This window comes from Terriglobia bacterium (genome assembly GCA_020073085.1).
Lineage (GTDB): Bacteria > Acidobacteriota > Terriglobia > JAIQFV01 > JAIQFV01 > JAIQFV01.
In genome coordinates, this window is the sequence record JAIQFV010000009.1 from 103,174 (window position 1) to 115,237 (window position 12,064).

Below are 12,064 nucleotides of genomic sequence, written 5' to 3' on the forward strand. Positions count from 1 at the left end.
AGCGCAGCCCCAAAGGGCGTCAGTGTCCGAAGAATCCTGGGATATTCCGCCTTTCATACTAATACGTTGATGGATCTGTTTGGGTTCCCATTTAAAATTCTCTTGCCATTTTCTGATCTGGCCCTGGCTTTCCCTAACCCCTAAAACCTATCACCTCCCCATACGACCTCCCTCTTGAATTCGCGCTGTCCAAGCTCTACACTTCCACTCGGCCAGCCGCTGAAAAAAGGGTCCTCATCTTCGGATGTTTCATTTCACGGGCGACATCGGTCGTCACTCTACTGCCTTTGGGGGAGTGGCCGACAAAAGCAGAGACGATGACGCGACCCCATCAGTTTATCAGTCCCATCCATTTGAAGAAAAAGGAGGTTTCGTGAAACGGAAAACCATCTGGTTTCTATCCGCCGCCCTGCTACTGGCGGGGCGCGCCAGTACGACCCCAGCGACGCTCTACTGCAATCGGTCATACACCCAACTCAGTCAGAACCCGGGAAAGCCGTACAATGCCGTGGGCTTCCTCAACAACGGTTGCACGGCCTTCCTCATTGACTCCAACCACATCGCCGCTGCGGCGCACTGTTTCGAGGACACCTCCACGGGCGCCTGGCAAACGGGACTTCGGTTCTACCCGAACTTTCACCCGGACCGGGTCGTCGCTGACGAGAAACACGTTCCACGGGGCGACGTGACGCATGTCGTGGTCGGCTCCCGCGCCGGGGAGTCGGTACTGGGCTCGGGAATGGACTGGGGCATTGCGCGAATTGAAAATTGGAAGGACACGACCGGCCTTGATCTGACCCCGGTGGCACTGGCCCCCTCCTTGCCGTCGCTGGGCACAGCGCTCGAAAACCCCGCCTACACACGCCATCACTTTCCTTACAATGACAGCGACTCCGTCACGTGGGACAACATGGAGTGGGACACCACGAACTGCGGCTGGGTGGGCTCCAATCATGGCATGTGGGCGATCCAAATGCACACAGCCCCTATTTTTGACGGCACGAACCGCGATATGGTGGGCTGCAATTCCCGGTGGGCGGCGGGGATGATTCACGCAAATTGCTCCCTCACGAGCGTCTCCAATGATGTCGTGATTCATGACTGCGATACGGTGGGGGGTTCGTCGGGATCCCCCATCATATTCGAGAACGCCCAGGGCAAATGGAGTGTCATCGGGGTCGGGCATGGCGGAGGACCGGCCGACTTCTCCCAGCTGGCCCCGGTCTGCACCAACGACACCCCGGATCACCAGGACAACGGCGGGGCCAGCGTGGAACGATTCCGAGACGCGCCCCGGTTCGCTTCAAATATCGCCGTCCATCGCCGTCCCGATAATGCAGCGGCGACGGCTGTCTTCGCAGTCGACAGCGACTTGAATCAGCTCGTCTATCGCACGCGGTCAGGCTCCACCCCCACTTACAACAGCAGCTTCAGCTTCTGGAAGAGTCTCGACACTCCTCTCCAGGGGGTGAAACTCACCAAGGTTGCAGCCTGTTCCGTTGATGCCACTGCCAGACCCCAAGTCTTCGTCGTGGTAAACAACCAGAGAATTTTTACTCGATGGGTTCTCTCGAACGGGGGCTGGAGCTTGTGGACCGACTTTGGCCTCCAGGGAATCGCCAACACCGTGGTCGACATCGACACTTCTTCCGATACGCAGGGCCGGTGCCTCCTCTTCGTGACCACTGAGGGAGGGGCATTCGTTCGGGCAAAGGTCTCCGATTCGACCTGGGGCAGCTGGTTCACGGTCGCCAGCGGGACATTCAGGTCGATCACTGCACTCAACTACAACGGAACAGTATGGGCCGCCATGGTGGACACCTCGGGTGAGATCTGGAGAACCTCTCTGGGTCAGGCGGGATGGACCACGCCCATAAAGCTCACTCGCCCTTCGGGAGTCAGCGCCTGGCGTGACATCGACATGACCTGGGACGAAGCCGCCCGTGGCTTCATGCTCGCTCTTCCCACCAGTGGCGGGAACATGTTGTGGTTCACTCCGATGTACGGCAATCAAGCCTGGTCCGAGTGGCGGTTCTTCGACACCCACTTGTGGGCCCCCGGCGCCACTCCACAGAACGCCCCGAACCTGCTGAGCATAACGGCCTCGAGGTGGATGGAGGATCCCGCGGGGACCACCTCACCGGTCATCTTTGCTACTGACGACAACGGCAACGTGTATTTCATTGAATACGGCCGGGTCGGCACGCCCGGATGGATACTCAACTGGAAGTCCTTCTACCATGAGTCCATTCCATACTGATGATGCCAGTTGCCTTCTCCCGGGTGGATAGGAACTTAACCGAAGGAACCTGATACATTAAGAATTGATGAAGATGTTTCAATCAATCAACTCATCACGACGGCGTTGGCAGAAAGGTTATCGGCAATGATGACGGTCGATTATCTGGAAGAGCGCGCCAAACGCGGTCGGCGCCGGAAGTTTGAGCGTGCCCTGGCCAAGATCAGGGCAGTGGAGCCTGAGGAACGGGACCGATTGTGAGGCCGAATCCGCGCGGGCATCCGATCCATCGGACCCATTGTAGATGCCACCCGGTTCTTTCTTTTTTGTCTCCGCTGACAATGCGGATAGACCTCTTATCGTTCATCTGACCCGGTTCTGCGATACGCTTCGCGACGATGGGCTAAGTCGCTCTCGTGCCCCGGGATTATGATGAGCCTATCGCGTTTTCCACAGGAGTGCTTCACTTTAACCTGATCGAGGACACCCGCCTGAGTGGCGGCAAGCGGAACTGGTCGTTGAGCGGCTTGCTCAGTCGCCTGGCATCTGTTTGTCTCAAGGAGTAGTTATGAACCAAACCAAGCTCAGATTCACCGTTAGCAGTCACTTTGAGGGCAAAGATCCTGTTGTTCGCCAGATTTACGACCTTCTGGTGAGCAGAGTGAAGCGACTTGGGCCCGTTGTCGAAGAACCAAAAAAGACTTCAATTCACTTCGTTAATGAGACCGCTCTGGCGGGGGTGGCGACCCGCAAAACTTGTCTCGTTCTGACTATTAAGAGTAGCCGCCCCCTTGCCAGCCCTCGCATCCACAAGACGCTACAGGTGTCCGCGAATCGGTTTCACCATGAAGTCAAGCTTCTATCTCTCGGGGAGGTGGATGTTGAATTGATGGGCTGGCTAAAAGAGGCTTATGCCCTGAGCGCATGATGGAACCATGATGAACAAATGGGGGATCGCAATGATCGGAATGCTTATCGGTGTGATCGCGGCCGACAGCAATTCGCAACCGAAGGCGCTGGACGAGTTGCCGGCCAGAGTCGACCACCTTGTGTATGGAACCCCGGACTTGGATACCGGGATTGAGCAGCTCGCGGAATTGCTCGGTGTGCGGGCAACTCCGGGAGGTCAGCACCCAGGCCGGGGAACGCGCAATGCCCTGATCGCGCTGGGTCCGGCTTGCTACCTGGAGATTATCGGGCCCGATCCCCAACAGCCGAAACCCGGCAGTCCGCGGCCGTTCGGTATTGACGATCTCAAAACATCCAGGCTTGTGGCGTGGGCAGCCAAGGGCAAGGACCTGGAACAGTTGGTTTTCGAAGCGGGACGTCGCGGTGTGAAACTGGGAGAGGTTCTTTCCGGAAGCCGGCAACGGCCGGACGGCGTTCTCCTCTCTTGGCGATACACGGATCCCCATTCGGTTGTGGCGGACGGCATTGTTCCATTCTTTATCGAGTGGGGAAAGACGCCCCATCCGGCCAGAACCGCAGTTGCAGGGGTCTCACTAATCGGACTTCGCGCGGAACATCCTGATGCGGAGCGAGTCCGAAAGATGCTTGACCCCTTTGGACTCCCCCTTCCCTTGCGGACCGGCCCTGTTCCGGCGCTCATCGCGACCGTCAGCTGTCCGCGAGGTCGGGTTGAATTACGCTAAAACTAACATTGGAAATCGAGTCATATGGGGTAATTGGTGAACCCGCAGAGTAGGGGCGTCCGCCGCGGCGTCCTTACTGAATCATACATAGTTTGTGACTTTTTCAATGGTTTTCGTACTTGTGATGGTCTGAGTCAAGAGAACATTCGCAAACCGCGCCGCTTTATTGCTTGTAACGGCGCCCTTCTTACAGGAACTGAAGAGCCGTATCGGGAAGAGAATTACGGACGCCGGCTCCCGGGTGTCAACATGACGGCCATGGCTGAAACGGGAAAAGAGCGAAAGGGCGAACCAACGTTTTTCGAAGTTGCAGGCCAGCGCCTCGAATACCGCTGGATCGGTCCGCAACCCGCCGAGGCCCCAACGATCGTGTTCCTGCACGAAGGTCTCGGCTGTGTGGGAATGTGGCGCGACTTTCCTGATCGTGTGGCGGGCGAGACCGGCTGCGGAGCGCTCGTCTACAGCCGGAGAGGCTATGGCGCGTCTGATCCGGTCGGCGGACCCCGCCCGGTCCGTTTTATGCATGACGAGGCGCTCCAAATCCTTCCTCTGGTAATCGCACGCTTCAAACTCCGCGACGTCATCCTGTTCGGCCACAGCGATGGCGCGTCGATCGGGATCGTCTATGCCGGGGCGCACCCGCGCTCCGTTCGCGGGCTGGTCCTTGAGGCGCCGCACGTTTTTGTGGAACCTGTCTGCATCGAAAGCATCTCGCGTGTCGCGAAGCAATTCTGCTCGGCCGAATCTGCAGCCACGCCGGTGCTCGATCCACAAGCATCCTTGCCAACCCCCCGCATGGATGACACAACACTGCAAAAAAATGATACCTACGAAGACGAGATGGCCGGCATGCGTCACAGGCTGGCGCGGCATCATGGCGCCAACACCGATTCGATGTTCCAGACCTGGGCGGAAGTTTGGCTGAATCCGGAGTTTCAACACTGGAACATCGAAGAGTATTTGTCCCCGATAGAGGCCCCCTTGCTGGTCATTCAGGGCAAAGAGGACGAGTACGGGACCCTCAAACAGGTCGACGCCGTAGTGACGCAGGCGCGCGGTCCGGCGGAATCGCTCCTGCTCGCGGACTGTGGTCACTCGCCCCACCGCGATCAGCCGGACCGGGTGATGTCTTCAACCCGCCGATTTGTCCGCCGGATCCTCCGCGCTTGACGCCAGGCCGGAGGTGTCGTATAGAGAAGGCTATTTTCCCAAAGACTGTTCGGACAGTCCCGCATTTATGAGACTTCAGATCCTCTCAGACCTCCACCTCGGCGTAGGTGCGATGGAGGTCCCTCAGACCGACGCGGACATCGTCATTCTGGCAGGCGACATTGCCCGCCCCAAAGAGGCTGTGTCCTGGGCCTCGGCTTTTCCGCAGCCCGTTCTGTACGTCATCGGGAATCACGAATTCTACGGTGGGAGCCTGGATCAGACGGTCGAAGAACTGAGACGCCTGTGTGCTGGAACACGGATCCGCCTGCTCGATAACGACGAGGAGGTCATCGGCGGTGTTCGTTTTCTTGGGAGCACACTCTGGACCGACTTCAGGTTATTCGATGCCGATGGCCAGCGCGAGCGTTCGATCCAGGAGGCACAGCGTTTCATGAGGGACTTCAGCCGGATCCGCACAACAGAAGCGTCCCCAACCGTTTTTACCCCGGCGGATTCGGCAAAGTTGTTTGCCCGTCACGTGGAGTGGCTTGAGAAAAAGCTGGGTGAGTATTTTCCGGGGCCGACTGTGGTGATCACTCATCACGCCCCCTCGCCGAGAAGCATCCACCCGCGCTTCATCGGATCGCTCATCAATGCCTGCTTCGTCTCAGATGCGGAAAGGATCATCGACGGCAACCGCGTCCCGTTGTGGATTCACGGACACACGCACGACAGCTTTGACTATGTGGTGAACGGAACGCGGGTCGTCTGCAACGCGCGCGGGTATGCCAAGAACGGCATGAACGAAAACAGTCTGTTCAATCCGAGCTTTGTGATTGACCTCCCATCGGTCCCCGTTTCGTAGGCTCGAATCGGGGCAAATCCGTCATGGTCCAAACTGAATTGCACGTGACAGAAAAGGAACTCCGGCAGATTTTGAAGGATTCGCCGTTTGCCAGAATTTACCGTTTCAAATTACACTCCTTCTCCAGCGGGACATGCACGCTGCTTGTCCCGTTCATGAAATCCATGGAGCGCCCCGGCGGGATCATCGCGGGCGCGATCTTCATGACCGCAGCCGATGTCGCCATGTGGTTGGCCATCATGACCCGGCTGGGGAGAAAAGCCGTCTCTGTCACATCGGAAATGACAACGGCGTTTCTTAATCCGGCCCGCCGGGAAAATGTCCACTGCACGGCGAGGATCCTGAAGCTGGGGCAGAGCCGGATCTATGGAGTGGCCGAATGCAGCAATGAGGCAGGTCAACTGTTAACCCATCACACCCTGACGTACGCCCGGATTCCCTATGGACAAAAACATAAACGACCTTGATGCCAACGACCCTCTCGATCGGCTTACACAACTAAAGGACCGGGGCCCCCGAGACGAGCGTTTATTGATCCGACTCAAATCTCGAACCACCGCAAGCCCCTCTTGCCCACGCCGTCGGTCCATTTCCGGATTATTTGTTCTCTCACTCCTCATTGCGCTTGCGCCTGGGAGGACGAATGGTTCGCCTGAAGAACGCCCCTTGGCGGCGATTACCCCTGCCGGCAAGGTGTTGGTCGCAGGCGGGACCGTCATTCCGGTTTACCCCAAGCCAGGCAAGTGGTCCGAGTTGACGCGCGACTCGTCCAAGCGTTTTGAGACCCGCCATTTTGTCTATATGGTCACGGGCGAGTCTCCAGCGATTGAATTGTTTGTCACGAGGGACCGGAAAGCTGAGCCCCCCGACGGGGTGTTTGAGATGGGACTGGTGAAGGGTTTTCTGGCCGGATTTGCCACCAACGCTGGTTTCAAATTCAACAACCTCGTTTTTCGGGACCGCATGCTCGGTGCGACCAAAGTCAAATACGCTGTGCTGAGACTCACCACTGACCGGCGAACACTCTGGGTTCATGCGTATATCTACCCCCGGAAGACCTCCCTGACTTTCATCGCGATCCGCACCCAGGACGGGGCTCAAGCGGAACTTGAGAAGTACCTGGCTGGGCTTGAATTGAAATGAGCTGGGTCCGGCGCCTGAGTTAATCCTCCGGAGAGGGACAGTCCCTGGCGTGTCGGGGACTGTCCTTTTTTTTGCGTAACCTTTTTGAGTTTCTTCGGTATACATAAGTGACCGGACGATGAGCGAGGTATCCAAAGGCGTGAGTTCACTGACCGATCAAGCGTTGATGCAGCAAGTGAAGGATGGCGACGTGGGGAAACTGGGCATCCTCTTTGAGCGGCACCATGGGATGTTGTTCAATTTTCTCCTCCGCCTCACGGGGGACCGGCAATTGAGCGAAGACCTCGTCCAGGAAGTTTTCGTCCGGCTACTCAAGTACCGGCACACCTATCGTGGGGAGAGCCAGTTCACGACCTGGATGTTCCAGATTGCACGCAATCTGCGCGTGGATCACTTCAGAAAGCATCGGCGGGAGGATGACTTGAACGAAGAGGACGCTGCGGAATTTACCAGTCCCGGTCCCTCGCCGGGCGACCAGGTGATCCAGAACCAGGAGATGCGACACCTGAACGATGCCCTGGATCGGCTCCCGCGGGAGAAGCGTGAAGTGCTCCTACTGACCCGGTTCCACAATTTGAAACACGAAGATATCGCAGAAATCCTTGGTTGCTCGGTTCCCAGTGTGAAGGCAAAAGTCTTTCGTGCCATGCAGGATCTGAGGGAACACTATTTTGAACTCACAGGTGAGAGAGTGTCATGAAATGCGATGAAGTAAGAGAACTGTTTCCGGATTTATGGGCTGGAGTTCTGGAGGAGGATACCCGATCGAAAATCCAGTCCCATCTGACCAGGTGCCCTGCCTGCCAGGATGAGAATGAAAGCCTGAGCATGGTCTGGATGAAGCTCGGTGAGTTGCCGGAGGAAAAACCTAGTGCTGCAGTCCGGCCCCGTTTCTATGCCATGCTGGAGGGTTACAAGCAAGGGCTGGACCAAGCAAAGCCTTCACGCCGATGGCGAGAAGCAGCGGGCAGCTGGCTTGGCAAACTTCCCTATCGCCAACCGGCATTCCAGTTCGGCGTGGCTGCCGTGCTGCTGGTGGCGGGGTTTCTGGGAGGATACTTCTACAAACCCGCCGGCTCCGGCAATCGCGACGAATTGGCGCAGCTCCGGGAAGAGGTCCACGACATGCGCCAGATGGTCACCGTTTCTCTGTTGAAACAGCAGTCGGCCAGTGAACGGCTCAAGGGCGTGAGTTGGAGCAACCAGGTGATGCATCCGGATCCGGAGCTTCTCTCGGCCCTTTTGCAGACCTTGAACTACGACCCCAACGTTGACGTGCGCCTGGCGGCGATCGATGCGCTGTACCGTTTCTCCAGCGAGCCGAACGTGAGAAAGGGTCTCATCGAATCCCTTCCCCGGCAGGACTCGCCTCTGGTCCAGATCGCCGTAATTGATTTGCTGGTTCAATTGCAGGAGCGGCAATCCATCGATGCTCTCAAGCAACTCATCCGGGACCAGGACATCAACAAGGTCGTCAGAGAAAGGGCTCAATGGGGGCTCCGAAAGTTGAGTTAAGGAGAATCATGCGATGAAGAACCGGATAGGGATCCTTGCTGCCACCGCCGTGCTGATCGCAACGGTCATTGCTTACGGCTCCGACTGGGGAGTTCGAGACCTTCCACTGGTTGAAAAAGAGACCATTCAGAAGACCCTCAATTTTCCGAATCCCTCCAGCACGATGGAGGTGAAGGTCGACAACGTGGATGGTTCGATTCAGGTGAGCGGATATGATGGGACCACGGTTCAGTTGGTGGTCGAGAAAACCACTCGCGCACGTTCCAAGGAGGATTTCCAGGTTGCCGAGAAAGAGGTCGAGCTCAAGATCTCAGAGAAAGGCATCGCGATTGAGTTGTTTGTGGACGGTCCCTTCCGATGCAAGGACGGGTCAAGCAGCCATCGCGGATCGCGGTTCGAAGGATATCTTGTCAACTTCGACTTTCAACTCAAAGTTCCAAGAAAGTCTGATCTCTATCTCCGAACGGTCAATCATGGAGAAATCGCCATTGACGGTGTTGAGGGTAAGTACGACGTCGAGAACGTCAACGGCGGGGTCAAGATGAAAGAAGTGACCGGCTCCGGCCGCGTTTATGCATTGAATGGCGGCGTGAATGTGTTGTTCAGCAGGAATCCCAACTCAGAATCCTATTTTGGTTCGCTGAACGGCAACGTGGAGGTTGGGTTTCGCCCTGACCTGTCCGCCGACCTGCGATTCAAGACGTTCAATGGGGGTGCCTACACTGATTTTCCGGTCACCGCTCTTCCCAACCTCACCCCGGTTCAGGAGCGGAGCAATGGGAAGTTTGTTTACAAGAGCAATCGCTTTTTCGGTGCCCGGGTGGGGGCGGGCGGTCCAGAACTGAAATTTGATGCCTTCAATGGAGACATTCGCATCACCAAACGGTGAAGGCCAATCCCAGGGAGAATTCATATGAAAATAGGTAATTCGATTTGCTACGCGGGCCTGGCTCTTATGCTATCCAGCGCGTCGAGCTTTGCCCAGGAAAACTATGCCGACAAAGCCACTGTCCCCTTCAGCGACCCCTCGCGGCCGGGAACTGTTAAAGTCGGTCTTGTGGCAGGGAGTATCACGGTCAAAGGTTACGCTGGCAAGGAGGTCATCGTGGAGGCCCAAGGCCGAACAGACGGCCGCTCAAAGGGTCGAAGCCGCCCCGAACCGGAAGGCTTGAAGCGAATTCCCAACACGGCCAGCGGTCTGAACGTCGAAGAGGAAAACAATGTGATCACCGTGGGGACCAGTTCATTCAACAAACCGGTCGACGTGACGCTTCAAGTCCCCTTTCACACTTCATTGAAGTTAAAGACAATAAACGATGGCAACATACAGGTCGAACAGGTGGAAGGTGAGATCGAGGTGAATAACATCAACGGGGCAGTGACGCTCACCAACGTTTCCGGCAGTGTGGTCGCCCATGCGTTGAACGGCAATGTGGTTGTCAGCCTGGGGAAGGTGGACCCCGCCAAGTCCATGTCGTTCAGCTCCCTCAATGGAAATATCGACGTGACTTTTCCTGCTGATACCAAGGCTACGGTAGCGATGAAATCCGACCAGGGGGAGATTTACAGCGACTTTGACATCCACATGGATCAAACCGGGCACAAACCTGTCGTCGAAGACACCCGCGGCAAGGGGGGTGCCTATCGATTCCGCATTGATAAGACCATGTACGGGACCATCAATGGGGGCGGGCCGGAGATGCAATTCAAGACCTTCAATGGAAGTATCTACATCCGTAAGAAGACAAAATAGTTCCACCGACCGCAGTTCAATGGGTTTTTCTCAAACCGGATCGATTTTTTTCATATTCCACGGAACTAAATGGCGGGTGCCCTCGTCTAACCTAATATCGGAGACACGGATAATTTCTGTCCAACTCTCGATATCCCGGGCTTCCGAGGTCCCCCGGAGTTCGGAAGTCTGATACCCACACAGGAGCCGACGACGAATGAATTCTTCGAGCCCAGCCATTATTCGCATGGAAGCGGTCAGTAAGGTCTTCTTTACAGAAGAAGTCGAAACACATGCCCTTGAAGGAACCCACCTGGAGATCAACCAGGGGGAATTTGTCGCCATTGCGGGCCCTTCCGGCTGCGGCAAATCGACTCTCCTCTCGATCCTGGGACTGCTCGACACCCCGACCGAGGGGAAATACTGGCTGAGTGGTCATGCCGTCGAGTCTCTGGACCGCGCCGAACGGGCCCGCGTAAGGAATCGTGAGATTGGATTTGTGTTCCAGAGCTTCAATCTCATTGGTGACCTGACCGTTTTCGAGAACGTGGAGCTGCCCCTGACCTACCGCGGGATGCGGGCGGCAGAGCGCAAACAGCGGGTCGTGGCGGCTCTTGAGAAGGTCGGCATGGCCCATCGAGTCAAACACCTCCCCAGCCAACTCTCTGGCGGGCAACAGCAGCGGGTCGCCGTTGCTCGGGCCCTGGTCGGGGAACCTTCCATCCTCCTGGCTGATGAGCCCACTGGCAATCTGGACTCCAAGAACAGCGAAGCGGTTATGGAACTCCTCCATGAACTCCATCAAAAAGGGGCCACAATCTGCATGGTCACGCACGACCCTCGTTTCGCCCAGTCCGCGGAACGAACCATCCATCTGTTTGATGGTCGGGTGGTCAGCGAGGACGAAAGCGAACCAGCGGAAGTGCAGTAGAGAGCAGTTGTCAGTTCTCAGTTGCCAGTTGCCAGTTGCCAGAAAACAGTTGCCAGTTCTCAGTGGCCAGTTGCCAGTGAAAACCGTTTATTCCAATGGTCTTTTTTGTCGCAGATGTGTGCACAGCTGTTTCGCAGATACCCTCGATTGGGATGTGAATCCAAATTTGATGAAAATCGCGAATCCCTTGTCATCCACTGACAACTGAGAACTGACAACTGGCTACTGCTTTCTGACAGCTGCTTCTTTCATGGAAACACTGCTTCAAGACCTGCGATATGGCCTTCGATTGCTGGCCAATAACCCCGGCTTCACGCTGGTTGCGCTTCTCGCCCTGGCACTGGGAATTGGGGCCAACTGCGCCATCTTCAGCGTGGTGAACGCGGTCCTTCTCCGTCCACTGCCCTATCCGGAATCCAACCGCCTGATTTTTCTCGCCGAGAGAGAACCCCAGTTGGATGGGATGTCCGTGGCTTACCCCAACTTCTCGGATTGGCGCGAACAAAACACCGTTTTTGAGAAGATCGCCGTTTTTCGACGGCAAAGTTACAACCTGACCGGAACGGGCGAGCCTGAACGGCTGATCGGTGGGCAGGTATCCGCCGATCTCTTCCCAATCCTCAGGGCCGCCCCGGAACTGGGACGCACTTTCTCCGCGGACGAAGACAAACCTGGGGGTAATCAAGTTGTCATCTTAAGCCATGGATTGTGGCAACGTCGCTACGGGTCCGATCCGTACCTTCTGGGTAAGACCCTCATTTTGAGCGGCAGAGCTTACACCGTGATCGGAATCATGCCGGCTGAATACCAGTTTCCCAGTCGAGTCGAGCTGTGA

At 56.6% G+C, this 12,064-nt stretch carries 13 protein-coding genes; all 13 read left to right on the forward strand.

The window, feature by feature from the left end:
- Window positions 1-373 precede the first annotated feature (373 nt).
- The 13 genes from LAO21_11275 (at window position 374) to LAO21_11335 (ending at window position 12,064) form a co-directional block, all read left to right on the forward strand.
- Window positions 374-2,260 (forward strand): hypothetical protein, encoded by a 1,887-nt coding sequence (locus LAO21_11275; protein MBZ5553292.1) that lies wholly within the window; start codon window positions 374-376, stop codon window positions 2,258-2,260.
- 547 nt (window positions 2,261-2,807) lie between these two features.
- The gene (locus tag LAO21_11280; protein ID MBZ5553293.1) at window positions 2,808-3,167 is read left to right on the forward strand and encodes a DUF5655 domain-containing protein; all 360 of its coding nucleotides are present in this window, start codon (window positions 2,808-2,810) and stop codon (window positions 3,165-3,167) included.
- A gap of 7 nt (window positions 3,168-3,174) precedes the next feature.
- The gene (locus LAO21_11285) at window positions 3,175-3,891 is read left to right on the forward strand and encodes a VOC family protein (protein ID MBZ5553294.1); all 717 of its coding nucleotides are present in this window, start codon (window positions 3,175-3,177) and stop codon (window positions 3,889-3,891) included.
- A 258-nt stretch (window positions 3,892-4,149) separates the two neighbouring features.
- Entirely contained in the window at window positions 4,150-5,061 is a 912-nt protein-coding gene (locus LAO21_11290) for an alpha/beta hydrolase (protein ID MBZ5553295.1), read from the forward strand.
- A 67-nt stretch (window positions 5,062-5,128) separates the two neighbouring features.
- Window positions 5,129-5,908, forward strand: a complete 780-nt coding sequence (locus LAO21_11295) for a metallophosphoesterase (GenBank protein MBZ5553296.1) — start codon at window positions 5,129-5,131, stop codon at window positions 5,906-5,908.
- A 44-nt stretch (window positions 5,909-5,952) separates the two neighbouring features.
- On the forward strand, window positions 5,953-6,375 hold the full coding sequence (locus LAO21_11300; GenBank protein MBZ5553297.1) for a PaaI family thioesterase: 423 nt from the start codon (window positions 5,953-5,955) through the stop codon (window positions 6,373-6,375).
- Window positions 6,376-6,574: 199 nt separating this feature from the next.
- A complete protein-coding gene (locus tag LAO21_11305; GenBank protein ID MBZ5553298.1) occupies window positions 6,575-7,051 on the forward strand; it encodes a hypothetical protein in 477 nt (158 codons plus the stop codon).
- A 118-nt stretch (window positions 7,052-7,169) separates the two neighbouring features.
- Window positions 7,170-7,751, forward strand: a complete 582-nt coding sequence (locus tag LAO21_11310; protein MBZ5553299.1) for an RNA polymerase sigma factor — start codon at window positions 7,170-7,172, stop codon at window positions 7,749-7,751.
- Window positions 7,748-8,566 (forward strand): HEAT repeat domain-containing protein, encoded by an 819-nt coding sequence (locus LAO21_11315; protein MBZ5553300.1) that lies wholly within the window; start codon window positions 7,748-7,750, stop codon window positions 8,564-8,566. The genes LAO21_11310 and LAO21_11315 overlap by 4 nt, the downstream gene beginning before the upstream one ends.
- A 13-nt stretch (window positions 8,567-8,579) precedes the next feature.
- Window positions 8,580-9,455: a hypothetical protein gene (locus LAO21_11320; protein MBZ5553301.1), complete on the forward strand. Its 876-nt coding sequence runs from the start codon at window positions 8,580-8,582 to the stop codon at window positions 9,453-9,455.
- Between the two features lie 24 nt (window positions 9,456-9,479).
- Window positions 9,480-10,319 carry a hypothetical protein gene (locus LAO21_11325; protein MBZ5553302.1) on the forward strand — a complete coding sequence of 280 codons (840 nt, stop codon included), beginning with the start codon at window positions 9,480-9,482 and terminating at the stop codon, window positions 10,317-10,319.
- Window positions 10,320-10,515: 196 nt separating this feature from the next.
- On the forward strand, window positions 10,516-11,229 hold the full coding sequence (locus tag LAO21_11330; protein ID MBZ5553303.1) for an ABC transporter ATP-binding protein: 714 nt from the start codon (window positions 10,516-10,518) through the stop codon (window positions 11,227-11,229).
- A 250-nt stretch (window positions 11,230-11,479) separates the two neighbouring features.
- Window positions 11,480-12,064 (forward strand): ABC transporter permease, encoded by a 585-nt coding sequence (locus tag LAO21_11335; GenBank protein MBZ5553304.1) that lies wholly within the window; start codon window positions 11,480-11,482, stop codon window positions 12,062-12,064.